A 24,439-nucleotide genomic window follows, 5' to 3' on the forward strand; every position below is an offset into this window, starting at 1 on the left:
TCGGACATCACGTCAGTCCTCCCAGCCACTCGTCGAGGCCGCCGAAGGCTTCGTGGAAGGTACGGTCCAGCTGCAACGGAGTGATCGACACGTAGCCTTGCATGACCGCGTGGAAATCCGTCCCCGGCCCGCCATCCTCGGCATCGCCGGCCGCGGCGATCCAGTAGCCTTCCTTGCCGCGCGGATTGACCACCTTCACCGGTGCGGCGGCACGGGCGCGGTGCCCGAGGCGGGTCAGTTGGATACCACGTACGCGATCCAGCGGCAGGTTCGGGATATTGACGTTGAGCACGGTACGCGGCGGCACGGCCAGGCGCTCGTGGGCGGAGACCAGCAGGCGGGCGAAGTGCATGGCGGTGGGCAGGTTGTCCGTCAACCGCGAGACCAGCGAGAAGGCGAAGGCCGGCCCCTTCAGGAAGCGCCCTTCGATGGCCGCCGCCACGGTACCGGAATAGAGGACGTCATCGCCGAGGTTGGCGCCCAGGTTGATACCCGAGACCACCATGTCCGGCAATTCCTCCAGCAAGCCGTTCAGGCCCAGGTGCACGCAGTCGGTCGGCGTGCCGTTGAGGCTGATGAATCCGTTGTCCAGGCGCTGCGGGTGCAGCGGGCGGTCCAGCGTCAGGGAACTGCTGGCGCCGCTCTTGTCCTGGTCGGGGGCGATCACTACGCAATCGGCATGATCCGCCAGCGCGTCGTAAAGCGCGGCGATACCGGGTGCGGTCACCCCGTCGTCGTTGGCAATCAGTATGCGCATGGGTTTTCCGTCTGCCCTGTCGGTACCAGGTCGAGGATTTCACGCACCACTACGGTGGCGAAACAACCGGCCGGCAGGACGAATTCCAGTTGCAGAACATCAGGTTCGGGATAATGCCACGCCAGCCCCTGGATGGGGAGCCGCAGGATGCGCCGTTCGTGCGCCATGCCCGCCTTCGCCAGCCAGCGGCAGAGCGCCGGCTCGCTCCCGGCCAGGGCCAGCTCGCGTTCGAGGACGCCGGCGCCGCTCGGCGGATCGCCCTCGCCCCAGAGCGGTCCGGTGGGGTGCAGGTCGAGGGCGGCCAGACGGGCATCGCGGCATTCTTCCTCGCCAGCGAGGAAAAAGCTGCGGCTGTCGGTGAAGGCCAGCAGGTCGCCGACCGCTGCCCGGTTCCAGCTACCCTCCGCGACCCGCTCGGCGAGCAGGCGATTGAACAGGTAGCTGCGCCCGGCGGAAAGGAAGCGCGAACGCAGGTTGCGGTTTGCCGGCAGCAGGTCCTGTTCCGCGCAACTGCGCGCGTCGACCAGGTTGCCGCCGCCGTGGCCGAAGCGTTGCAGGCCGAAATAGTTGGGCACGCCGTCCGCGGCGATACGTTCCAAGCGCGCGTCGAGAACGGCACGCTCCGCCCGCAGCCCGGTCAGACGCAGGGTGAAGCCGTTGGCGGCATGCGCGCCTCGCTGCAACTTGCGCGAATGACGGGTGCGGCGAAGAATCCGCAGGTCCGCGCCCTCGGCTGCGCCCAGGTCGGGATCGGCCTTGCCCGGCAGGTGCAGGCTGAACCATTGCCGGGTCAGGGCCTGGCGGTCCTTCAACCCGGCGTAGCTGACGTTCTTCTGCTGCACGCCGGCGGCGCGGCCGAGGCGACGGGCCGCCTCCTCGGTGTTCAATCCGCGCTTTTCCACCCACAACCAGAGGTGCTCGCCTTCACCGCTGAGGGGAATGTCCAGCACCTCGTCGACCTGGAAGTCCTCGGCCACGGCCTTGAGCACCGCCTCGCCGCAGGCTGCCCCATGGGCGCGCGGCCCGAGCAGGTCGAGTTCGCCGAGAACGCTCATCGGGCCATCAGCAAAGCGACCGCATGTACAGCAATGCCCTCTTCGCGTCCGGTGAAACCTAGCCGCTCGGTAGTGGTGGCCTTGACGTTGACCTGGTCGACCGCGACGCCGAGGTCCTCGGCGATCAACCCGCGCATGGTCTCGATGTGCGGCGCCATCTTCGGCGCCTGGGCGACGATGGTGGCGTCGACGTTGCCGACCTTCCAGCCCTTCTCGGCGACGATGGCGACCACGTGTCGCAGCAGCGCGCGACTGTCGGCGCCCTTGAACCGCGGGTCGGTGTCCGGGAAGTGCTTGCCGATGTCGCCCAGCGCCGCCGCGCCGAGTAGCGCATCGGACAAGGCGTGCAGCAGCACGTCGCCGTCGGAGTGGGCGACCAGCCCATGTTTGTGGGGAATGCGCACGCCGCCGAGGGTGATGAAGTCGCCCTCGCCGAAGCGATGCACGTCGTAGCCATGGCCAATTCGCATGAAAAAACGCCCTGGTTGGAATCAGGGCGTGATTCTACCCCGGATCGGGACAGGCTTCAGGTATCGCGGATCAACCGTTGAGAACCCCGGCATGATGGCGCAGGTGATCCTCGATGAAACTGGCGATGAAGTAGTAGCTGTGGTCGTAGCCTGGTTGCAGACGCAGCTCCAGCGGGTGGCCGGCCTTGTCCGCCGCATTGCGTAGCGCTTCCGGCTTGAGCTGGACGGCGAGGAAGTCGTCGCGCTCGCCCTGGTCGACCAGGATCGGCAAGCGTTCGGACGCACCCTCGAGCAACGCACAGGCATCCCACTCGCGCCAGGCCGCCGGGTCCTCGCCCAGGTAGCGGGAGAACGCCTTCTGGCCCCAGGGACAATCGCTCGGATGGCAGATCGGCGCGAAGGCCGACAGCGACAGGTAGCGCCCCGGGTTGCGCAGCGCGCAAACCAGCGCGCCATGCCCACCCATCGAGTGCCCGCTAATGCCGCGCCGCCGGGACACCGGGAAATGCGCCTCGATCAGCGCCGGCAACTCGTGCACCACGTAGTCGTGCATGCGGTAGTGCGCGGCCCAGGGCTCCTGCGTGGCGTTCAGGTAGAAGCCTGCGCCCAGGCCGAAGTCCCAGGCGCCGTCGGGATCGCCGGGGACACCGCTGCCGCGCGGGCTGGTATCCGGCGCCACCAGTACCAATCCCAGTTCGGCGGCGACCCGCTGGGCGCCGGCCTTCTGCATGAAGTTCTCGTCGGTACAGGTCAGCCCGGACAGCCAGTACAGGGCCGGCAGCGCCGCCTCCGGCTCGGCCTGGGGCGGCAGGTAGATGGCGAAGACCATCTCGCAGTTCAGGGTCCGGGAAAAATGACGGTAACGCTGGTGCCAGCCGCCGAAGGTCTTCTGGCTGCCGATCAGTTCGAGGGAATCCTTCACGTGACCTCCGTGAAACGGTCGTGGCGAGCCGCAGGGCCCGCCGCGACGGCTTGTCAGTAATGAATGACGGTGCGGATGCTCTTGCCTTCGTGCATCAGCTCGAAGGCCTCGTTGATGTCCTCCAGCCCCATGGTGTGGGTGATGAAGGTATCCAGCGGGATCTCGCCCTTCTGCGCCTTCTCGACATAGCTCGGCAGCTCGCTGCGCCCGCGCACCCCGCCGAACGCCGAACCGCGCCAGACGCGGCCGGTGACCAGTTGGAACGGCCGGGTGCTGATTTCCTGGCCGGCACCGGCGACACCGATGATCACCGACTCGCCCCAGCCCTTGTGGCAGCATTCCAGCGCGGCGCGCATCAACTGCACGTTGCCGACGCACTCGAAGGAGTAGTCGACGCCGCCATCGGTCAGTTCGACGATGACGTCCTGGATCGGCTTGTCGTAGTCCTTCGGATTGATGAAGTCGGTGGCGCCCAGTTCCCTGGCGATATCGAACTTGCCCGGGTTGATGTCGACCGCGATGATGCGCGCGGCCTTGGCCATCTTCGCCCCGATGATCGCTGCCAGGCCGATGCCGCCCAGGCCGAAGATGGCAACGGTAGCGCCCTCTTCCACCTTGGCGGTGTTCAGCACGGCACCGATCCCGGTGGTGACGCCGCAGCCAAGCAGGCAGACCTTCTCCAGCGGGGCATCCTTGGGAATCTTCGCCAGGGAAATTTCCGGCAGCACGGTGTATTCGGAGAAGGTCGAGCAGCCCATGTAGTGGAAGACCGGCTCGCCCTTGTAGGAGAAACGGCTGGTGCCGTCGGGCATCAGGCCCTTGCCCTGGGTGGCGCGCACGGCCTGGCAGAGGTTGGTCTTGCCGGACAGGCAGAATTTGCACTTGCCGCACTCGGCGGTGTAGAGCGGGATGACATGGTCGCCCACCTGCAGGGAGGTCACGCCCTCGCCCACCGCTTCGACGATACCGCCACCTTCGTGGCCCAGGATGCACGGGAACACCCCCTCGGAATCCTGGCCGGACAGGGTGTACGCGTCGGTATGGCAGACGCCGGTGGCGACGATGCGCACCAGTACCTCGCCCTTCTGCGGCGGCGCCACATCCACCTCGACGATTTCCAACGGCTTGTTGGGGGCGAAGGCGACGGCGGCACGGGACTTGATCATCTGGGAACTCCTGAACGATGGAAGCCGGCGGGCCGCTAAGCGACCCACTGAAACGGAAAGTGTAGAAAACCGCGTTTCAAGGAATAATCAGGCAATAATCAAAACATTATTGCCATACAGGGACAATCCAGATGAATCGCTGGGAAGGACTCGACGAATTCGTCGCTGTCGCCGAAACCGGGCAGTTCACCGCGGCAGCCGAACGCATGGGCGTTTCCTCGTCGCACATCAGCCGCCAGGTCGCCCGCCTGGAGGAGCGCCTGCAGACCCGCCTGCTCTACCGCAGCACCCGGCGAGTATCGCTGAGCGAAGCCGGACAGACCTTCCTGCAACATTGCCAGCGCCTGCAGGACGCCCGCGACGAAGCCCTGCGCGCGGTCAGCGACCTCTCCGCGGAGCCCAAGGGCCTGCTGCGCATGACCTGCGCGGTAGCCTACGGCGAACGTTTCATCGTGCCGCTGGTGAATGCCTTCATGGCCGACTATCCGCAACTGCGGGTCGACATCGAGCTGTCCAACCGCCAGTTGGACCTGCTCCACGAGGGCTTCGACCTGGCCATCCGCCTCGGCCGCCTGAGCGATTCGCGATTGGTCGCCACACGGTTGGCACCACGCGTCATGTACCTCTGCGCCACCCCGGAATACCTGCGCCGCCACGGCACTCCGCAGTCGCCGGCGGAACTCGGCCAGTTCAACTGCCTGATCGGCAGCAGCGACCTGTGGAGCTTCCTCGAGGACGGCCGGGAAACCCAGCACCGGGTCCAGGGCAACTGGCGCTGCAACAGCGGCCAGGCGGTGCTCGACGCCGCCCTGCGCGGCTTCGGCCTGTGCCAGCTGCCCGACTACTATGTGATCGAGCATCTGCGCAGCGGCCGCCTGGTCTCCCTGCTGGAAGGCCACCAGCCGCCGAATACCGCGGTATGGGCGCTGTACCCGCAGCAGCGGCACCTGTCGCCGAAAGTCAGGCAACTGGTGGACTATCTCAAGGAAGGCCTGGCGCAATCCCATCCGGGACTCGCCGGGGAGAAAAACCTGCGCTGAAGCAGTAAGGCGATTCACCGCTGCGATAGACTTGGCGGTTTCCCGTTCCACCCGCTATCGATTCAAGGAAGTCGCATGTCTGCCTTCAATGCGTTTCGCCAACGCTACCTGGTGAGGTTCTGGTCGCCGCTGCCGGCGCTGGTCGCCCTCGGCGTCGCCTCCGCCTACTACTTCGCGCTCACCGGCACCTTCTGGGCGGTGACCGGCGAATTCACCCGCTGGGGCGGCCACGTGCTGTCCTGGTTCGGCTACCAGCCACAGGACTGGAGCTACTTCAGGCTGATCGGCCTTCAAGGCACGCCGCTGGACCGGATCGACGGAGTGATGATCATCGGCATGTTACTCGGCGCCCTGTGCTGCGCCCTCTGGGCCGGCAACGTCAGCCTGCGCTGGCCGACCAGCAAACGTCGCCTGCTGCAGGGCCTGGTCGGCGGTATCGTCGCCGGCTTCGGCGCGCGCCTGGCGATGGGCTGCAACCTGGCGGCGTTCTTCACCGGTATCCCGATGTTTTCCCTGCACGCCTGGGCCTTCATGTTCGCCACCGTCGGCGGCGCCTGGATCGGCGTGAAGATCAGCCTGCTGCCGTTCCTGCGCACACCGCTGAAAGTCGGCGCCACGGCCAGCGCCCTGCCCAGCGCCGAAAGCCTGGCCCGACGCGCACGCCTGCAGGCCCGCCTGGGCCTGGCGGTGCTGGCGCTCGCCGCGCTGTTCGCCGCCTGGCGCTTCGAGGTATCGCTGGTGCTGGGCATGGCCTGCCTGTTCGGCCTGCTGTTCGGCGGCCTGATCGAGCGCGCGCAGATCTGCTTCACCAGCGCCGCACGGGACCTCTGGACCACCGGCCGGACCCGCGCCGCCTTCGGCATCCTGCTCGGCATGGCGGCCGCCTGCATCGGTACCTTCGCCGCGATCCGCCTGGGCGTCGCGCCGAAGATCTTCTGGATGGGCCCGAATGCGATCATCGGCGGCATTCTCTTCGGCATCGGCATCGTCCTCGCCGGCGGTTGCGAGACCGGCTGGATGTACCGCTCGATGGAGGGCCAGGTGCACTTCTGGGTGGTCGGCATCGGCAACGTCATCGGCGGAACCCTGGTGGCGATCTTTTGGGACCAGTTGGGCACCCGCCTCGCCCTGCCCTATCCCAAGCTCAACCTGCTGGAAAGCTTCGGGCCCGGCAACGGCCTGCTATTGACCTTCGCCGGCCTGGCCCTGTGCCTGCTGCTGGTGCAACTGAACGCCTCCCGATTCACCCGACCGCGGAAACCGAACCATGAGCCAGACCGACAAACCGACCCTGTCGCTTGACCTGCGCGGCGAACATTGCCCGTACAACGCCATCGCCACCCTGGAAACCCTGGCGACCATGCAGCCGGGCGAACGCCTGGAAGTGGTCACCGACTGCTCGCAATCGGTCCACGGGATTCCCGAAGATACCCAGCGCCAGGGCTACAAATGCCTGGCGGTGGAGCAGCATGGCGCGCTGTTCCGCTTCCTCATAGAGGTGCCGCTGGAAAGCTGAACGAGCGAGCCAGCAACGACAAGAAAGCCGACCCTCGGGTCGGCTTTCTTGTGCCAGGGTTCAGTGCGGAAAACTGCGCTGCAGGCGCAGCAGGTCTTCCGGGGTGGTGATCTTCAGGTTGTCGGCGCGCCCTTCCACCAGCTTCGGCGCATAGCCGGCCCACTCCATCGCCGAAGCCTCGTCGGTGATCGCCACGCCGGCCACCAACGCATCGGCCAGCGCCCGGTGCAGGGCGCCGAGGCGGAACATCTGCGGCGTATAGGCCAGCCAGACCACCGAGCGGTCGATGGTTTCGCTGACCCGGCCGTCGCGGTCGGAGCGCTTGAGGGTGTCCCTCGCCGGCACCGCCAGCAGCCCGCCGACCGGATCTTCGGCGAGTTCTTCGAGCAGGCGGTCGAGGTCGCCGCGGGTCAGGTTCGGCCGCGCGGCGTCATGCACCAGCACCCAGTCGTCGGCCTGTGCCCCCAACTCCAGCAGGCGCAGCAAGCCGTTCAACACCGAGCCGGCGCGCTCGGCGCCCCCGGCGGCGCGCTGCACATGCCGGCTGGCGGCGCAGTCCAGCCCGGGCCAGTAGGGATCGTCCTCGGCCAGGCAGACCACCAGGCCCCTGAGCATCGGGTGTTCGAGGAAACAATCGAGGGTGCGCTCGATCACGGTGCGACCGGCAAGATCGAGATATTGCTTCGGGCGGTCGGCGCGCATGCGCGAACCCACGCCGGCGGCGGGGATCACCGTCCAGAAGGCGGGAAGGTCGGAAGTCGTCATCGGGAGAAGGGTCGTCAGCTCACTTGGCGAGCTGGTAGAGGGTTTCGCCGTCCTTGACCATGCCGAGCTCGTGCCGCGCACGCTCCTCGACGGTCTCGGTGCCTTTCTTCAGCTCGGCGACTTCGGCTTCGAGAATCCGGTTGCGCTCCAGCAGGCGCTCGTTCTCGCCATGCTGGTCGGCGATCTGCTTCTGCAGGTCGCGCACCTGCGCCAGGCTGCCATCGCCGACCCACAGGCGATATTGCAGGCCCGCCAGCGCCAGGATCAGCACCACGAACAGCCAGTAGGGGCTACGTAACCTCAAGCCTCGAACTCCTTGAGAAGAAAAGGGGTGGCTCTTGCCACCCCTTCACCGTACCAGACTAGGCTCAGCCGCGGAATTCCGCGCGACCACGGTACGGCGCCTTGGCGCCCAGTTGCTCTTCGATGCGCAGCAACTGGTTGTACTTGGACACGCGGTCGGAGCGGCACAGCGAACCGGTCTTGATCTGACCGGCGGCGGTACCCACGGCCAGGTCGGCGATGGTCGAGTCCTCGGTTTCGCCGGAGCGGTGCGAGATCACCGCGGTATAGCCGGCGGCCTTGGCCATCTGGATGGCCTCCAGGGTCTCGGTGAGCGAACCGATCTGGTTGAACTTGATCAGGATCGAATTGCCGATGCCCTTCTCGATGCCTTCCTTGAGGATCTTGGTGTTGGTCACGAACAGGTCGTCGCCGACCAGTTGGACCTTGGCGCCGATCTTGTCGGTCAGGCCTTTCCAGCCGGCCCAGTCGGACTCGTCCATGCCGTCCTCGATGGAGATGATCGGGTAGCGCTGGGTCAGGCCGGCCAGGTAGTCGGCGAAACCGGCGGCGTCGAATACCTTGCCTTCGCCTTCCAGGTCGTACTTGCCGTCCTTGAAGAACTCGCTGGAGGCGCAGTCCAGGGCCAGGGTCACGTCGTCGCCCAGCTTGTAGCCGGCCTTCTCGACGGCCTCGGCGATGGCGGCCAGGGCGTCTTCGTTGGACGACAGGTTCGGCGCGAAGCCGCCTTCATCACCGACGGCGGTGTTCAGGCCACGGGCCTTCAGCACGGCCTTGAGGTGATGGAAGATCTCGGCGCCCATGCGCAGCGCCTCGGCGAAGTTCTTCGCGCCGACCGGCTGGACCATGAATTCCTGGATATCGACGTTGTTGTCCGCATGCTCGCCGCCGTTGATGATGTTCATCATCGGCACCGGCATGGAGTACTGGCCGGGAGTGCCGTTGAGGTCGGCGATGTGCGCGTACAGCGGTACGCCCTTGGCCTGTGCGGCGGCCTTGGCGGCAGCCAGGGACACCGCGAGGATCGCGTTGGCGCCCAGCTTGGCCTTGTTCTCGGTGCCGTCCAGCTCGATCATCGCGTGGTCGAGGGCTTTCTGGTCGGCCGCGTCCTTGCCCAGCAGCAGGTCGCGGATCGGGCCGTTGATGTTGGCCACGGCTTTCAGCACGCCCTTGCCCAGGTAACGGCTCTTGTCGCCATCGCGCAGCTCGAGGGCCTCGCGGGAACCGGTGGAAGCACCGGAAGGCGCGCAGGCGCTGCCGACGATGCCGTTGTCCAGGATCACGTCCGCTTCAACGGTAGGGTTGCCGCGGGAGTCCAGGACCTCACGGCCCTTGATGTCGACGATCTTTGCCATTCTTGTTAACACTCCGAAGTGAATGAACGGGGCGGTCTGAGGAGACTAGGCAGTCTCGATTGCAGGAAAGCTCTTGATCAGCTCGTCCAGTTGCTTGAGCTGGGACAGGAAGGCTTCGAGTTTGTTCAGGCGCAGCGCGCACGGACCGTCGCACTTGGCGTGCTCGGGGTCCGGATGGGCCTCGAGGAACAGCCCGGCGAGCTTCTGGCTGAGCCCGGCCTTGGCCAGGTCGGTGACCTGGGCGCGCCGGCCGCCGGCGGAGTCCGCGCGACCGCCAGGCATCTGCAGGGCGTGGGTGACGTCGAAGAATACCGGGTACTCGAACTGCTTCATGATGCCGAAGCCGAGCATGTCGACCACCAGGTTGTTGTAACCGAAGGAGGAGCCGCGCTCGCAGAGGATCAGGCGGTCGTTACCGGCTTCCTCGCACTTGGTCAGGATGTGCTTCATCTCCTGGGGCGCGAGGAACTGGGCCTTCTTGATATTGATCACCGCGTTGGTCCTGGCCATCGCCACCACCAGGTCGGTCTGTCGCGAGAGGAAGGCCGGCAGCTGGATGATGTCGCAGACCTCGGCCACCGGCTGGGCCTGGAACGGCTCGTGGACATCGGTGATGACCGGTACCTTGAAGGTCTTCTTGATCTCTTCGAAGATCTTCATTCCCTCTTCCAGGCCCGGACCACGGAACGAGTGGATCGAGGAACGGTTGGCCTTGTCGAAGCTGGCCTTGAACACATAGGGGATACCGAGTTTCTCGGTAACCCGTACGTATTCTTCGCAGACCTGCATGGCCAGGTCGCGCGACTCCAGCACGTTCATGCCGCCGAACAGCACGAACGGCAGGTCGTTGCCGATCTGGATATCGCCGACGCGAACGATCTTCTGTGCCATGCTCAGGCCTTCCCGGAATATTTCAGCGCGGCGTTGACGAAACCGCTGAACAGCGGGTGGCCATCACGCGGTGTGGAGGTGAACTCCGGGTGGAACTGGCAGGCGACGAACCACGGATGCTCCGGGGCCTCGACCACTTCCACCAGGGCGCCGTCGCCGGAGCGGCCGGAAATCTTCAGGCCGGCCTGTTCCAGTTGCGGCAGCAGGTTGTTGTTCACTTCGTAGCGATGACGATGGCGCTCGACGATCACGTCCTTGGCATAGCAGTCGTGCACCAGGGTGCCGGTCTGCAGCTGGCACTCCTGGGCGCCCAGGCGCATGGTGCCGCCCAGGTCGGAAGCTTCGGTGCGGATCTCGGTGGCGCCGGTCGCGTCCTGCCATTCGGTGATCAGGCCGACCACCGGATGGCCGCTGGACTTGTCGAACTCGGTGGAGTTGGCGTCGCTCCAGCCGAGCACGTTGCGGGCGTATTCGATGACCGCGACCTGCATGCCCAGGCAGATGCCCAGGTAGGGGATCTTGTTCTCGCGGGCGTACTGCACGGTGCTGATCTTGCCTTCCACGCCGCGCAGGCCGAAGCCGCCCGGGACCAGGATGGCGTCGACACCTTCCAGCAGGCTGGTGCCCTGCTGCTCGATGTCTTCGGAGTCGATGTAGCGCAGGTTGACCTTGGTGCGGCTCTGGATGCCGGCGTGGGTCATCGCCTCGATCAGCGACTTGTACGCGTCCAGCAGTTCCATGTACTTGCCGACCATGGCGATGGTGACTTCACGCTCGGGGTTGAGCTTGGCATCGACCACCCGGTCCCATTCGGACAGGTCGGCCTGCCCGCACTCCAGGCCGAAGCGCTCGACGACGATGTCGTCCAGGCCCTGGGCATGCAGCACCGACGGGATACGGTAGATGGTGTCGACGTCTTCCAGGGCGATCACCGCGCGCTCCTCGACGTTGGTGAAGAGCGCGATCTTGCGCCGCGAGGAGACGTCGATCGGGTGGTCGGAACGGCAGACCAGCACGTCCGGTTGCAGGCCGATGGAGCGCAGCTCCTTGACCGAGTGCTGGGTCGGCTTGGTCTTGGTCTCGCCGGCGGTGGCGATGTACGGGACCAGGGTCAGGTGCATCAGCATCGCGCGCTTGGCGCCGATCTCGACGCGCAGTTGGCGGATCGCCTCGAGGAACGGCTGCGACTCGATGTCGCCGACGGTGCCACCGATCTCCACCAGGGCGACGTCGGCATCGCCGGCGCCCTTGATGATGCGCCGCTTGATCTCGTCGGTGATGTGCGGGATCACCTGCACGGTGGCGCCCAGGTAGTCGCCGCGGCGTTCCTTGCGCAACACGTCCATGTAGACGCGGCCGGTGGTGAAGTTGTTGTTCTGGGTCATGGTGGTACGAACGAAGCGCTCGTAATGGCCCAGGTCCAGGTCGGTCTCGGCGCCGTCCTGGGTCACGAAGACCTCACCGTGCTGGAACGGGCTCATGGTGCCCGGGTCCACGTTGATGTAAGGGTCCAGCTTGAGCATCGTGATCTTCAGGCCACGCGCTTCCAAGATCGCAGCCAGAGAAGCCGAAGCGATGCCTTTCCCCAATGAAGAAACAACACCACCCGTGACGAAGATGTAGCGCGTCATGAAAAACCCTAGAAGTCAGCGTTTAGGCGGGATCAACCGCCGGGGATTCGGAGAAGGGAGGCCAGCTCCCGCCACGGACAAATCCGTGGGCAAAGCAAACTCCTGCTGATTCCGGAGGGAATCGGCGGGAGCAGTACAAGACGGGAGCGTAGTCTACTGGAAACGGCTTACTAGCTCAAACCCGGGTCGTTCGTCGGCGGGCTCCAGGACAGTCGCCAGCCCCCCTCGCGGGGACTGTCCAGGCCAGGAATGTTGGCCACCGCGAGCAGTTCGTCGGCTCGGAAGAGCAGCGGCAAACGACCGCGTAGGAAGCTCGGTACGCCCGCTTCGTTGAGCAATCGCTTGAGGTCGCGGCGACCGCGCCCGGCCAGGGCCAGCACCTCCCCACCCCGCCGGTAGTCGACGCGCAACGGTCCCGCCGGAACCTCGCCGAGCAACGCCAGCCGACCATTGCCGGGAAGAAGCAATGGATGAGCGGGACGCTCCCAGACGAACGGTCCCGCCGCCGCCCGCCAGTCCGCCGGCAACCACCAGATCCGCCCCGCGCCGCGACGCAGCTCGCCGCTCTCCAGGCGCCAGATCGGGTCGGCATCGTCGCCGGCATCGCGCAACGACTCCCAGCCGGCCCAGTGGTCGCTGTCCGGCAACCGCGTCAGCTGTCCCAGCCAGGCCCGCAGCAGGTTGCGCTGGCGCGCAGCGCTGAGGCGGCGCAGAGGCTCCAGGGCGATCCGGGGCAGATCCAGCCAGTCCGGCCAATCCAGTTCCGAGGGTTGGCGGCAGGCCCGGAGGTCGATGGCGGCCAGTTCAGCCAGCAGGTCTTCGGCCTCGCGCAGATGCGCCGCGCAGCGCGCCATGCCGGCGACGGCCTGCGGCCAGTGGGAGGCGAGACGCGGCATGATCTCCCGGCGCAGGTAGTTGCGCGAGAAGCGCGGATCCTGGTTGGAAGGATCCTCCACCCAGTCCAGCCGGTGCGTCTGCGCATAGGCTTCCAGTTCGGCGCGGGAAACCCCGAGCAAGGGTCGGCACAGGCGGCCGCCGCCCAGCGGCCGGCTCACCGGCATCGCCGCCAGGCCGCGCAGGCCCGCTCCACGCAACAGGCGGAACAGCAAGGTCTCGGCCTGGTCGTCGAGGTGCTGCGCGGTGAGCAGCACCTGTCCCTCGCCCAGGTTCGCCTGGAATGCGCGATAGCGGGCGTCGCGCGCCGCCTGCTCGATGCTGCCGCCAACGGCGACCTGCACCCGCTCGACCCGCAGCGGGATACCCAGCGATCGGCAGACCGCCTGGCAGTGCGCCGGCCAACCGTCCGCCGCAGCCTGCAAGCCATGGTGGACATGCAGCGCCGACAGCGCCGGCAAGGCTTCGCTCCGGGCCAGTTGGGCGAGCAGATGCAGCAACACCGTGGAATCCAGCCCGCCGGAAAACGCCACGCACCAGCCCCCCGCTTCGCGCCAGGGCGCCAGGGCCTGTAACAGACGGGATTCGAGCGGCACCGCCGGCATGCTTGCGCTCCTCATGCGACAAGCCCGGCGAATGCCGGGCTTGTCGATCGTACCAGTGCGCCGGATGGCTTACGGCGCGCCGTAGCTCATCAGGCGGTCGTAACGACGCTCCAGCAACTCACCCATTTCCAGGCCCTGGAGCATCTTCAGTTGCGCCAGCAGTTCGCCACGGATCGATTCGGCCATGCTCGCCGGATCGCGATGGGCGCCGCCCAGCGGTTCGTCGATGACCTTGTCGACGATGCCCAGGCCTTTCAGGCGCTCGGCGGTGATGCCCATGGCCTCGGCGGCTTCCGGCGCCTTCTCGGCGGTCTTCCAGAGGATGGAGGCGCAGCCTTCCGGCGAGATCACCGAATAGGTGGAGTATTGCAGCATGTTCAACTGGTCGCAGACACCGATGGCCAGCGCGCCGCCGGAACCGCCCTCGCCGATCACGGTGGCGATGATCGGCGTCTTCAGTCGCGCCATCACCCGCAGGTTCCAGGCGATCGCCTCGCTCTGGCCGCGTTCCTCGGCATCGATGCCCGGGTAGGCGCCGGGCGTGTCGATGAAGGTGAGGATCGGCATCTTGAAGCGTTCGGCCATTTCCATCAGGCGGCAGGCCTTGCGATAGCCTTCCGGACGCGGCATGCCGAAGTTGCGCCGGACCTTCTCACGGACTTCGCGGCCTTTCTGGTGGCCGATGACCATCACCGGGGAACCGTCGAGGCGGGCAACGCCACCGACGATCGCCGGGTCGTCGGCGAAATGCCGGTCGCCGTGCAGTTCCTCGAAATCGCTGAACAGGTAGCCGATGTAGTCGAGGGTATAGGGACGCTTGGGATGGCGCGCGAGCTGGGCGATCTGCCAACTGGACAGATTGCCGAAGATGTTTTCGGTGAGCGCCTTGCTCTTGTCCTGCAGACGCGAGATTTCGTCGCTGATGTTCAGCGCATTGTCGTTGCCCACCAGGCGCAGCTCTTCGATCTTGGCTTGCAGGTCGGCGATCGGCTGTTCGAAATCAAGAAAGTTCGGGTTCATAGGCTTCCGTCGTGCGCAGATTCTAGTGGGCCGTTTCCGTTTGGCGCCCTACCTTACGGGATCGGGCGCCAGGGGTCGAGCCGGGAGCAAGGGCGATCCGCGTTTTCCCGCCGCAGAGCGCGGAACAACGGCGTTATCGCCCATCGCGATTAACGATAATTGAGGAAGACGTTGTCGCGCCCGAACTGGTCACGCAATGCCTGGATCAGATCGTCCGCCGGATCCACCCGCCAGCTCTCGCCGAACTGCAGCAGGGCCTTGGCGTCGGCGCTGGTGTAGTCCAGGGTGATCGGGCAGGAACCGCGATGGCGGTTGAACAGCTCGCCCAGCCAGCGCAGGCGATCGCCCTTCAACAGGTCGGCGTGCAGCTTCATCCGCAGGCTCTCCGCCAGGCCGGTACGCGCCTCCTCCAGGCTCATCACGCGCTTGGCGCGCAGGCGCAGTCCGCCGGAGAAGTCGTCCTGGCTGACCTCGCCCTCGACCACCACCAGCGCGTCGGTCTGCAGCAGCGACTGGGCCGCGGCGAAGGCTTCGGAGAACAGCGAGGCCTCGATCCGTCCGGAGCGGTCGTCGAGGGTGACGAAGCCCATCTTGTCGCCCTTCTTGTTCTTCATCACCCGCAGGTTGACGATCAGCCCGGCCACCGTCTGGGTATCGCGCGCCGGCTTCAGCTCGACGATGCGCTGGCGGGCGAAGCGCCGCACCTCGCCTTCGTACTCGTCGATCGGATGGCCGGTCAGGTACAGGCCGAGGGTGTCCTTCTCGCCCTTCAGGCGTTCCTTGAGGGTCAGCTCCTTGACCTTGCGGTGGTTGGCGTAGACATCCGCCTCCGGCTCGGCGAAGACTCCGCCGAACAGGTCCATGTGCCCGCTGTCGTGGCTGCGCGCGGTCTGCTCGGCGGCCTGGATCGCTTCCTCCATCGCCGCCAGCAGCACGGCGCGGTTGAGGTCGACGGTAGCCTGGTAGGCCTTTAGCTCGTCGTGGTAGTGCGGCCCCAGGCGATCCAGCGCACCGGCGCGGATCAGCGCTTCCAGGGTGCGCTTGTTGATGCGTTTCAGGTCGACGCGGTCGCAGAAGTCGAACAGGGTGTTGAACGGCCCGCCTTCGGCGCGGCATTCGGTGATCGCCTCCACCGGCCCCTCGCCGACGCCCTTGATCGCGCCCAGGCCATAGACGATCCGGCCATCGTCGTCGACGGTGAAGCGGAACTCGGAGTTGTTCACGTCCGGCGCCACGATGCGCAGCTTCATGTGCCGGCATTCTTCGATCAGCGTCACCACCTTGTCGGTGTTCTGCATATCCGCGGTGAGTACCGCGGCCATGAACGGCGCCGGGAAGTGGGTCTTCAGCCAGGCGGTCTGGTAGGAGACCAGGCCGTAGGCTGCCGAGTGCGACTTGTTGAAGCCGTAGCCGGCGAATTTTTCCACCAGGTCGAAGATGTTGCCCGCGAGGTCGGCATCGATGCCGTTGTTCTTGCAACCCTCGATGAAACCGCCGCGCTGCTTGGCCATTTCCTCGGGCTTCTTCTTGCCCATCGCCCGGCGCAGCATGTCCGCGCCACCGAGGGTATAGCCGGCCATGACCTGGGCGATCTGCATCACCTGTTCCTGGTACAGGATGATGCCGTAGGTGGGCTTGAGCACCGGCTCCAGGCCGGCGTACTGGTAATCGGGGTGCGGATAGGACAGCTCGGCGCGACCGTGCTTGCGGTTGATGAAGTCGTCCACCATGCCCGACTGCAGAGGACCCGGGCGGAACAGCGCCACCAGTGCGATGAGGTCTTCCAGGCAGTCCGGCTTGAGCTTCTTGATCAGCTCCTTCATGCCGCGCGATTCGAGCTGGAATACCGCAGTGGTCTCGGCCTTCTGCAGCAGCGAATAGGTCGGCTTGTCGTCCAGCGGGATGAAGTCGATGTTCACCGGCTCCAGACCCTTCTTGGCCTGCTCGCGGTTGATGATCTCCATCGCCCACTTGATGATGGTCAGGGTCCGCAGGCCGAGGAAGTCGAACTTCACCAGGCCGGCCGCCTCCACGTCGTCCTTGTCGAACTGGGTCACCAGGCCGCCGCCTTCCTCGTCGCAGGCGATCGGCGAGAAGTCGGTCAGCTTGGTCGGCGCGATCACCACGCCACCGGCGTGCTTGCCGGTACCGCGGGTGATGCCTTCCAGCTTGAGGGCCATCTCCCAGATCTCGGCGGCTTCCTCGTCGCTCTTGAGGAAGTCGCGGAGCATTTCTTCCTGCTCGTAGGCCTTATCCAGGGTCATGCCGACTTCGAACGGGATCATCTTCGACAGCCGGTCGGCGAGACCGTAGGACTTGCCCTGGACCCGCGCCACGTCGCGTACCACCGCCTTCGCCGCCATGGTGCCGAAGGTGATGATCTGGCTCACCGCGTTGCGCCCGTAGGCGTCGGCCACGTAGTCGATCACCCGGTCGCGGCCCTCCATGCAGAAGTCGACGTCGAAGTCGGGCATGGAGATCCGTTCCGGGTTGAGGAAACGTTCGAACAGCAGGTCATAGGCCAGCGGATCGAGGTCGGTGATCTTCAGCACGTAGGCCACCAGCGAGCCGGCGCCCGAGCCCCGCCCGGGGCCTACCGGTACGCCGTTGTTCTTCGCCCACTTGATGAAGTCCATCACGATGAGGAAGTAACCGGGGAAACCCATCTGGATGATGATATCGAGTTCGAAGTTCAGGCGATCGACATAGACCTGGCGCTTGGCCTCGTAGTCCGGGGTGTCCTTCGGCAACAGCACCTCCAGGCGCTCCTCGAGACCTTCGAAGGAGGCGTGCCGCAGGTAGTCGTCGATGCCCATGCCATTGGGCGTGGGGAAGTCCGGCAGGAAGTACTTGCCCAGCTGCACCTCGATGTTGCAGCGCTTGGCGATCTCGACGGTGTTTTCCAACGCTTCCGGCAGGTCGCTGAACAGCTCGGCCATTTCCGCCGGCGACTTCAGGTATTGCTGGTCCGAATAGGTACGCGGCCGCCGCGGATCGTCGAGAGTCCGCCCCTCGCCGATGCAGACGCGGGTCTCGTGGGCCTCGAAGTCCTCCTGCTTGATGAAGCGCACGTCGTTGGTCGCCACCAGCGGCGCGTTGCAGCGTGACGCCAAAGCCACCGCCGCGTGGAGGTGCTCCTCGTCGTTGACCCGGCTGGTACGTTGCACTTCGACGTAGAAGCGCCCGGGGAACACCTCCATCCACTCGCGCAACAGCGCCTCGGCCTTGGCTTCCTCGCCATCGAGCAGCGCGTGGCCGATCTCGCCCTCCTTGGCCGCGGACAGCGCGATCAGGCCTTCCGCCGCCTCCTTGACCCAGTCGCGCTCGATGATGATCTCGCCGTTGCGCTGGCCTTCGCTCCAACCGCGGGAAATCAGCTCGGTGAGGTTGCGATAGCCCTTCGCGTTCATCGCCAGCAGGCTCAGGCGACTGAGCGGGCCATCTTCCTCGCGGCTGGCGAGCCAGATGTCGGCTCCGCAGATCGGCTTGATGCCGGCGCCCATGGCGGTCTTGTAGAACTTCACCAGCGAGCACATGTTGCTCTGGTCGGTGACCGCCACCGCCGGCATGCCCAGCCCTGCCACTGCCTTGGCCAGGGGCTTGACCCGGACCAGGCCGTCGACCAGGGAGAATTCGGTATGCAGACGCAGGTGAACGAAGGATACGGTCATGAAGGCCCCGGAGCAGAAATAACGCAAAAACGACAAGGCCCGGATTGTACCGGGCCCGGTGGCAAAGCTACAGGTTCAAGAGCGGACGATGCGCCTCGGCTGCGCCGAGAAGCCTCGCCCGCCCCGCGCTCAGGCGCGGCGGTCGTCCCAGATGCCCGGCTCGAGCTTCTGCTGGACTTCCGGGAACTGGCTGGCGTCGAAGGTCGGCAGCTTGCCGGCCTTGCGCTGGGCGTTGTAGTCCTTGGCCAGCTTGATCGCGAGGTTGGACAGCAGCAGGATGGCGATCAGGTTGGTGATCGCCATCAGGCCCATCGACACGTCGGCAAGGTTCCAGACGAACGGCAGCGAAGCCAGCGCGCCGAACATCACCATCGCCAGCACGATCAGGCGGAAGATCAACAGGCCCGCCAGGTGGTTGTGCTCGAGGAATACCAGGCAGTTCTCGGCATAGAAGTAGTTGGCGACGATCGAGGTGAAGGCGAAGAACAGGATGATCACCGCCAGGAAATAGCGGCCCCAATCGCCGACCTGGCTGGTCAGGGCATTCTGCACCAGCATGATGCCCTCGCCTTCCTGCGGTCCGGCCAGCAGGATGATGGCGGCGGAAGCGGTACAGATCAGCAGGGTATCGATGAACACGCCGGCCATCTGCACGTAGCCCTGGGACGCCGGGTGCGGCGGATAGGGCGTGGCCGAGGCGGCGGCGTTGGGCGCCGAGCCCATGCCTGCTTCGTTGGAGAACAGGCCGCGCTTGAAGCCGTTGAGGATCGCCGCGCCGATGCCGCCGGCGGCGGCCTCGTGCCAGCCGAAGGCACTCTTCACCACCATCGCCAGGACGCCCGGCAGTTCGCTGAGGTTGAACAGGATGATGCCCACCGCCAGCAGCAGGTAGGCCACCGCCATGAAGGGTACCGCCAGTTCGGAGAAGCGCGCGATGGAACGCAGGCCGCCGAAGATGATCAACGCGGTGAGGATCACCACGGCGATGCCGCTGATCCAGGTCGGCACGCCGAAGGCGCCCTGCATGGCACCGGTGATGGTATTGGCCTGCACCGAGTTGAAGACGAAACCGAAGGCGATGATCAGGAAGATCGAGAACAGGATGCCCATCCAGCGCGCGCCCAGGCCCTTCTCCATGTAGTAGGCCGGGCCGCCACGGAACTGGCCCTTGTCGTCGCGAATCTTGAACAACTGGGCCAGGGTCGCCTCGACGAAGCCGGTCGCCATCCCCACCAGGGCGATCGCCCACATCCAGAACACTGCGCCGGGACCGCCGAGCGTGATCGCTACCGCCACGCCGGCGACGTTGCCGGTACCGACCCGCGCCGCCAGAGAGGTGCAGAGCGCCTGGAACGAGGAGATTCCCGAGTCGTCCGACTGGCGGCTGCCCTTGAGCACGCTGAAGGTATGACCGAAGTGGCGGAACTGGATCAGCCCCAGGCGCACGGTGAAGTACAGGCCGCAACCGACCAGCAGCCAGATGAGGATCTTGCCCCAGATAAGGCCGTTGAGCAGGTCGACGACCTGAGTGGCGAATTCTTGCATGGATAACTCCCCTGTTCCGCTTGTGGCGGATTGTTGTCAGCCGACCTCCCGGGTAGAAGGCCGCGTGTTTCGGACACACACGGAATGACGTGCGAGCCGAAGGAAATTTCGCTGTGAATGGCACTTGGCAGGAAGGGGCAGGACTTTCCGCTATTGACGTCGCTCGCCGCTTGTCACCAGGCGACAGATACGGTCAGTCACGCGACATCCGTTCAATTATTGAACAGAGACGTCCAGCAATTCGCGAACCGGCGCAAACGAGCGTCGATGGATCGGCGTCGGGCCGAGGCGGGAAAGCGCCTCGAGATGGACCGCGGTCGGATATCCCTTGTGCCCGGCCATGCCATAGCCCGGATAGACCCGGTCCAGCTCGACCATTTCCCGGTCGCGACTGACCTTGGCCAGGATCGACGCCGCAGCGATCGCCGGCACCTGGCTGTCGCCCTTGACCACCGGCGCGCAGGGCACCGCCAGTTTCGGACAACGATTGCCGTCGATCAGGGCCAGCCGCGGAGTCACGCTGAGGCCTTCGACCGCGCGCTGCATGGCGAGCATGGTGGCATGCAGAATGTTCAGCCGGTCGATCTCCTCGACCTCGGCGCGGGCGATGCACCAGGCCAGGGCCTTCTCGCGGATCTCTTCGAACAGCGCCTCGCGGCGGGCTTCGCTGAGCTTCTTCGAGTCGTTCAGGCCGAGGATCGGGCGGCTCGGGTCGAGAATCACCGCGGCGGTGACCACCGGGCCGCACAACGGACCGCGACCGACCTCGTCGACGCCCGCGACCAGATCCTCCACCAGATTGAAATCCAGACCCAGTTGCATCAGCGGCGCTCCACCAGTTGCAGGACGGCTTCCGCCGCCTGTGCCGAGGCATCCTGGCGCAAGGCCCGATGGATGGCATCGAAGAATTCCACCTGCTGCGAGCCGTCGTCCAGCAGCGGCGAGAGGGTTGCGGCTAGCGCTTGCGGGGTGGCGGCGTCCTGGATCAGTTCCGGCACCAACAGGCGTCCGGCCAACAGGTTCGGCAGGGAGATGTACGGGCTTTTCACCAGGCGCTTGAGAATCCGGTACGTCAGCCCGGCGACCCGATAAGCCACCACCATGGGCCGCTTGTAGAGCAGCGCCTCGAGGGTCGCGGTACCGGAGGCGATCAGCACCGCATCGCAGGCGGCAAGCGCTTCATGGGAAGCGCCGTCGAGCAGCGTCAGCGGCAGAGGCTCGCGGCCCTGGAGCATCTGCTCGATCTGTTCGCGCCGTGCAGCGCTGGCGCAGGGCAGCACGAAACGCAGGCCCGGCCGTTCGACGAGCAGGCGCTGGGCGGTGTCGAGGAACAAGGCGCCGAGCTTGCCGACCTCGCCGCCGCGACTGCCAGGCATCAGCGCCAGCACCTGTCCGTCCGCCGGCAATCCGAGCCCCGCGCGGGCCGCAGCGCGATCCGCCTCCGGGGGAATGGTGTTGGCCAGGGGGTGGCCGACGAAACGCACAGGCACCCCATGCTCTTCGTAGAAACGTGCTTCGAAGGGGAACAATGCCAGCATCAGGTCGCAGGCTTCGCGAATCTTCAGCACCCGCTTCTGCCGCCAGGCCCATACCGAAGGGCTGACGTAATGCACGGTGCGCAGGCCAGCCTGGCGCAGCTTGTGTTCGACGCCGAGGGTGAAGTCGGGAGCGTCGATGCCGATCATCACATCCGGCCGGGCCTCGATGAGCGTGCGGATCAGGCGCTTGCGCCGTCGCAACAACTCCGGCAGCCTGCCCAGCACTTCGACCAGGCCCATTACCGACAGGCGCTCCATGGGGAAATAGCTGGACAGCCCTTCGGCCTCCATGCGCGGCCCACCGACGCCGATGAACTCGATATCCGGGTGCCGCGCCCGCAGCGCCTGCATCAGTCCGGCCCCGAGGATGTCGCCGGAGGCCTCGCCGGCGACCAGGGCTACGCGTAATCCGTCAGCCATGGCTCAGCGGGTGATGCCGCGGGTTGCGCTCTGGATGGAATCACGGAACACCGCGACCTCGGGGAACTGGGCAGCGCTTTCGGCCAGCTCGGCCAGGGCTTCCTCGACGGTATGTCCCTGGCGATAGACCACCTTGTAGGCACGCCGCAGGGCATGGATGGCCTCGCTGCTGAAGCCGCGCCGACGCATGCCTTCGAAGTTCATGCTGCGGGCTTCGGCCGGGTTGCCGAAGACCGTCACGTAGGCCGGGACGTCCTTGCCGATGGCGCTGCCCATGCCGGAAAAGCTGTGCGCGCCGATCCGGCAGTACTGGTGCACCAGGGTGTAGCCGGACAGGATCGCCCAGTCGTCCACGTGGACATGCCCGGCCAGCGCCGTGTTGTTCACCAGGATGCAATGGTTGCCGATCACGCTGTCATGGCCGATGTGCGCATAGGCCATGATCAGGTTGTGGTCGCCAATGGTGGTTTCCGCGCGATCCTGGACGGTTCCGCGATGGATGGTCACGCCTTCGCGGATCACGTTGTGGTCACCGATCACCAGGCGCGTCGGCTCGCCCTTGTATTTCAGGTCGGGAGTATCCTCGCCGACGCTGGAAAACTGGTAGATGCGGTTGTGCTTGCCGATCTTCGTGGGGCCCTTGAGCACCACGTGCGGACCGATCACCGTCCCTTCACCGATCTCCACTTCCGCCCCGACGATGGACCACGGGCCCACCTGGACGTCAGCCGCCAGCCTGGCGCTCGGATCGATGATGGCGCGAGGATCGATCAAACTCATAGTTTGCGTTCCGCACAGATGATTTCAGCCGAGCATACCGGCTTGTCGTCGACGGTAGCGTGGCAGTCGAATTTCCAGATGCTGCGCTTCACGCTGATGAACTTGGCGTGCAGTTGCAGTTGGTCGCCCGGCAGGACCGGCTGGCGGAAGCGCAGCTTGTCCGAACCGACGAAGTAGTAAAGGGTGCCGTCGGCGGGCTTCACGTCGAGCATCTTGAAACCGAGGATACCGGCCGCCTGGGCCATCGCCTCGATGATCAGCACGCCCGGCATGATCGGGTGCTCGGGGAAATGTCCGTTGAAGAACGGCTCATTGATACTGACATTCTTGTAGGCGCGAATGCGCTTGCCCTCGATGTCCAGCTCTACCACCCGATCCACCAGCAGGAAAGGATAGCGATGAGGCAGGTATTCGCGAATCTCGTTGATGTCCATCATGTTAGGGGGAGCCTGTTCAGAAAAGGGTGACGCAAAAAAACGTCAATTACGCATCAGATGAAGCGTCACCGCTTGAGGTCACGGCAGCCAGGCGTTTTTCCAGCTGCTGAAGTCGACGCGCCATGTCGTCCAGTTGACGAATGCGCGCGGCGCTTTTTTTCCATTCGGCCGCCGGTTGCATGGCGGTACCGGAGGAATACGATCCCGGCTCGGTGATCGAGCGGGTCACCATGGTCATGCCGGTCACGAAAACGTTGTCGCAGATCTCGATATGGCCGACCAGGCCAACGCCGCCGGCGAGCATGCAATGCCTGCCGATCTTGGCGCTGCCGGAAATGCCGACGCAAGCGGCCATGGCGGTATGATCGCCGATCTGCACGTTGTGCGCGATCATGATCTGGTTGTCCAGCTTCACACCGTTGCCGATCAGCGTATCGGACAGTGCTCCACGGTCGATGGTGGTGTTCGCGCCGATCTCGACGTCGTCACCGATGGTCACCCCGCCGATCTGGGCGATCTTCTGCCAGACGCCCTTCTCGTTGGCGAAACCGAAACCTTCGCCGCCGATCACCGCGCCCGACTGGATACTCACCCGCGCGCCGATGGTGACGTCGTGGTAGAGCGTGACCCGCGGCGCCAGCCAGCCGCCTTCGCCGATCACGCTACGGGCTCCGATCACGCAGTGCGCGCCGATGCTGACGCCAGCGCCGATGCGGGCGCCACTCTCGATCACCGCATAGGCGCCGACGCTGGCGCTCGGATCGACCTCGGCGTCCGCCGCGACGATGGCGGTAGGATGGATACCGGCAGCCGCCTTCGGTTTGCGATCGAACAGGTGCGACAGGCTGGCATAGGCCAGGTAGGGGTTGGCCACCACCAGCGCGGTACCGGCGAACCCGTCGGCGTCGGCAGCCGTCAGCAGGACGGCGCCGGCACGGCTTTCGGGCAGGTACTTGCGATACTGCGGGTTGGCCAGGAAGCTCAGCTGAGCCGGTCCGGCCTCCTGCAAGGTCGCCAGGCCCTGGATCGGCAGGTCCGCGTCGCCACGGACTTCCGCGCCGACATGCGCGGCCAGCTGGCCCAGGGTGTAGGACAAGGTACTCATCATCAACGCAGCTGGTTCATCCGCTCGATCACCTGGCGGGTGATGTCGTATTGCGGCTTGACGTCGACCACGGCGCCACGTTCGATGACCATGTCGTAACCACCTTTCTTGATGGTCTCCTCGACGGCCTGGTCCAGCTTCGGCTTGAGTTTCTTCAGCATGTCGCGGTCGGCGGCGGCCTTCGACTCGTTCAATTCCTTGGACTGGAACTGGAAGTCACGGGCCTTCTGCTTGAAGTCCAGCTCGGCCTTCTCGCGGTCGCCCTGGGACATCTTGCTGCCGTTGGAAACCAGCTTGTCCTGCAGAGCCTTGGCGTCGCGCTCGAGGTTCTTCAGCTTGTTCAGCTGGGGGCCGAACTTCTTCTCGGCATCCACGGCGTATTGCTTGGCGGCATCGGACTCGAGCAGCGCCATCTGGTAGTTGAGCACCGCGATCTTCATTTCAGCGAACGCCGAAGGAGCCGCCATGATGGCTGCGGTGATCAGGACGAACTGGGTGAACTTACGCACGATGCACTCCTGCACAAAGCATGGTTTCGTTACTCGGTACTACG

23 protein-coding genes are annotated in these 24,439 nt (G+C 65.5%); 3 read left to right on the forward strand and 20 right to left on the reverse strand.

Annotation, left to right across the window (positions count from 1 at the left end):
- Positions 1–7: 7 nt before the first annotated feature.
- From surE to HMPREF1224_RS20795, 5 genes are all read right to left on the reverse strand, one after another.
- On the reverse strand, positions 8–757 hold the full coding sequence (gene surE, locus HMPREF1224_RS20775; RefSeq protein ID WP_003092341.1) for a 5'/3'-nucleotidase SurE: 750 nt from the start codon (positions 755–757) through the stop codon (positions 8–10).
- The gene (gene truD / locus HMPREF1224_RS20780) at positions 745–1,812 is read right to left on the reverse strand and encodes a tRNA pseudouridine(13) synthase TruD (RefSeq protein WP_004345456.1); all 1,068 of its coding nucleotides are present in this window, start codon (positions 1,810–1,812) and stop codon (positions 745–747) included. Before truD ends, surE begins: the two co-directional genes overlap by 13 nt.
- Positions 1,809–2,282, reverse strand: coding sequence for a 2-C-methyl-D-erythritol 2,4-cyclodiphosphate synthase (ispF, locus tag HMPREF1224_RS20785; protein ID WP_003098560.1), 474 nt, complete (start codon positions 2,280–2,282; stop codon positions 1,809–1,811). Before ispF ends, truD begins: the two co-directional genes overlap by 4 nt.
- A gap of 70 nt (positions 2,283–2,352) precedes the next feature.
- Positions 2,353–3,204: an S-formylglutathione hydrolase gene (gene fghA, locus HMPREF1224_RS20790; protein WP_003113869.1), complete on the reverse strand. Its 852-nt coding sequence runs from the start codon at positions 3,202–3,204 to the stop codon at positions 2,353–2,355.
- 53 nt (positions 3,205–3,257) lie between these two features.
- Positions 3,258–4,370, reverse strand: a complete 1,113-nt coding sequence (locus tag HMPREF1224_RS20795) for an S-(hydroxymethyl)glutathione dehydrogenase/class III alcohol dehydrogenase (RefSeq protein WP_003092351.1) — start codon at positions 4,368–4,370, stop codon at positions 3,258–3,260.
- Between the two features lie 131 nt (positions 4,371–4,501).
- Between HMPREF1224_RS20795 and gfnR the strand changes: the two genes are divergently transcribed.
- The 3 genes from gfnR to yedF all read left to right on the forward strand — a co-directional run bounded on the left by gfnR (position 4,502) and on the right by yedF (position 6,926).
- Positions 4,502–5,410: a glutathione-dependent formaldehyde neutralization regulator gene (gene gfnR / locus HMPREF1224_RS20800; RefSeq protein ID WP_003098564.1), complete on the forward strand. Its 909-nt coding sequence runs from the start codon at positions 4,502–4,504 to the stop codon at positions 5,408–5,410.
- A 75-nt stretch (positions 5,411–5,485) separates the two neighbouring features.
- Positions 5,486–6,712 carry a selenium metabolism membrane protein YedE/FdhT gene (gene yedE / locus HMPREF1224_RS20805; protein ID WP_010793358.1) on the forward strand — a complete coding sequence of 409 codons (1,227 nt, stop codon included), beginning with the start codon at positions 5,486–5,488 and terminating at the stop codon, positions 6,710–6,712.
- Positions 6,678–6,926: a sulfurtransferase-like selenium metabolism protein YedF gene (yedF, locus tag HMPREF1224_RS20810; RefSeq protein WP_003092358.1), complete on the forward strand. Its 249-nt coding sequence runs from the start codon at positions 6,678–6,680 to the stop codon at positions 6,924–6,926. The genes yedE and yedF overlap by 35 nt, the downstream gene beginning before the upstream one ends.
- A 60-nt stretch (positions 6,927–6,986) precedes the next feature.
- On the opposite strand, the gene ispD is transcribed toward yedF, so the two are convergent.
- The 15 genes from ispD to HMPREF1224_RS20885 form a co-directional block, all read right to left on the reverse strand.
- A complete protein-coding gene (gene ispD / locus HMPREF1224_RS20815; protein WP_003092359.1) occupies positions 6,987–7,691 on the reverse strand; it encodes a 2-C-methyl-D-erythritol 4-phosphate cytidylyltransferase in 705 nt (234 codons plus the stop codon).
- Between the two features lie 19 nt (positions 7,692–7,710).
- Positions 7,711–7,995, reverse strand: coding sequence for a cell division protein FtsB (ftsB, locus tag HMPREF1224_RS20820; protein WP_003098569.1), 285 nt, complete (start codon positions 7,993–7,995; stop codon positions 7,711–7,713).
- A gap of 64 nt (positions 7,996–8,059) precedes the next feature.
- On the reverse strand, positions 8,060–9,349 hold the full coding sequence (gene eno, locus HMPREF1224_RS20825; protein WP_003092364.1) for a phosphopyruvate hydratase: 1,290 nt from the start codon (positions 9,347–9,349) through the stop codon (positions 8,060–8,062).
- Positions 9,350–9,394: 45 nt separating this feature from the next.
- Entirely contained in the window at positions 9,395–10,240 is an 846-nt protein-coding gene (gene kdsA / locus HMPREF1224_RS20830) for a 3-deoxy-8-phosphooctulonate synthase (protein WP_003092365.1), read from the reverse strand.
- A 2-nt stretch (positions 10,241–10,242) separates the two neighbouring features.
- Positions 10,243–11,871, reverse strand: coding sequence for a CTP synthase (locus HMPREF1224_RS20835; RefSeq protein WP_003092366.1), 1,629 nt, complete (start codon positions 11,869–11,871; stop codon positions 10,243–10,245).
- 170 nt (positions 11,872–12,041) lie between these two features.
- Entirely contained in the window at positions 12,042–13,370 is a 1,329-nt protein-coding gene (gene tilS, locus HMPREF1224_RS20840; RefSeq protein WP_010793359.1) for a tRNA lysidine(34) synthetase TilS, read from the reverse strand.
- A gap of 69 nt (positions 13,371–13,439) precedes the next feature.
- Positions 13,440–14,390, reverse strand: coding sequence for an acetyl-CoA carboxylase carboxyl transferase subunit alpha (accA, locus tag HMPREF1224_RS20845; RefSeq protein ID WP_003109333.1), 951 nt, complete (start codon positions 14,388–14,390; stop codon positions 13,440–13,442).
- A 149-nt stretch (positions 14,391–14,539) separates the two neighbouring features.
- Positions 14,540–18,061, reverse strand: coding sequence for a DNA polymerase III subunit alpha (gene dnaE, locus HMPREF1224_RS20850; RefSeq protein WP_010793360.1), 3,522 nt, complete (start codon positions 18,059–18,061; stop codon positions 14,540–14,542).
- A 129-nt stretch (positions 18,062–18,190) separates the two neighbouring features.
- Positions 18,191–19,606 carry an alanine/glycine:cation symporter family protein gene (locus HMPREF1224_RS20855; RefSeq protein ID WP_003092370.1) on the reverse strand — a complete coding sequence of 472 codons (1,416 nt, stop codon included), beginning with the start codon at positions 19,604–19,606 and terminating at the stop codon, positions 18,191–18,193.
- Between the two features lie 216 nt (positions 19,607–19,822).
- Positions 19,823–20,428, reverse strand: coding sequence for a ribonuclease HII (gene rnhB / locus HMPREF1224_RS20860; RefSeq protein ID WP_003098580.1), 606 nt, complete (start codon positions 20,426–20,428; stop codon positions 19,823–19,825).
- A complete protein-coding gene (gene lpxB / locus HMPREF1224_RS20865) occupies positions 20,428–21,564 on the reverse strand; it encodes a lipid-A-disaccharide synthase (RefSeq protein ID WP_010793361.1) in 1,137 nt (378 codons plus the stop codon). The genes rnhB and lpxB overlap by 1 nt, the downstream gene beginning before the upstream one ends.
- A 3-nt stretch (positions 21,565–21,567) precedes the next feature.
- Entirely contained in the window at positions 21,568–22,344 is a 777-nt protein-coding gene (gene lpxA / locus HMPREF1224_RS20870; protein ID WP_003092373.1) for an acyl-ACP--UDP-N-acetylglucosamine O-acyltransferase, read from the reverse strand.
- On the reverse strand, positions 22,341–22,781 hold the full coding sequence (gene fabZ / locus HMPREF1224_RS20875; protein WP_003092375.1) for a 3-hydroxyacyl-ACP dehydratase FabZ: 441 nt from the start codon (positions 22,779–22,781) through the stop codon (positions 22,341–22,343). The genes lpxA and fabZ overlap by 4 nt, the downstream gene beginning before the upstream one ends.
- A 46-nt stretch (positions 22,782–22,827) precedes the next feature.
- Positions 22,828–23,889 carry a UDP-3-O-(3-hydroxymyristoyl)glucosamine N-acyltransferase gene (gene lpxD, locus HMPREF1224_RS20880; protein WP_003098585.1) on the reverse strand — a complete coding sequence of 354 codons (1,062 nt, stop codon included), beginning with the start codon at positions 23,887–23,889 and terminating at the stop codon, positions 22,828–22,830.
- Positions 23,889–24,395: an OmpH/Skp family outer membrane protein gene (locus tag HMPREF1224_RS20885; protein WP_003098586.1), complete on the reverse strand. Its 507-nt coding sequence runs from the start codon at positions 24,393–24,395 to the stop codon at positions 23,889–23,891. Before HMPREF1224_RS20885 ends, lpxD begins: the two co-directional genes overlap by 1 nt.
- Between the last annotated feature and the right edge of the window lie 44 nt (positions 24,396–24,439).

This window comes from Pseudomonas sp. P179 (assembly GCF_000478485.2).
Taxonomy (GTDB): Bacteria; Pseudomonadota; Gammaproteobacteria; order Pseudomonadales; family Pseudomonadaceae; genus Pseudomonas; species Pseudomonas aeruginosa.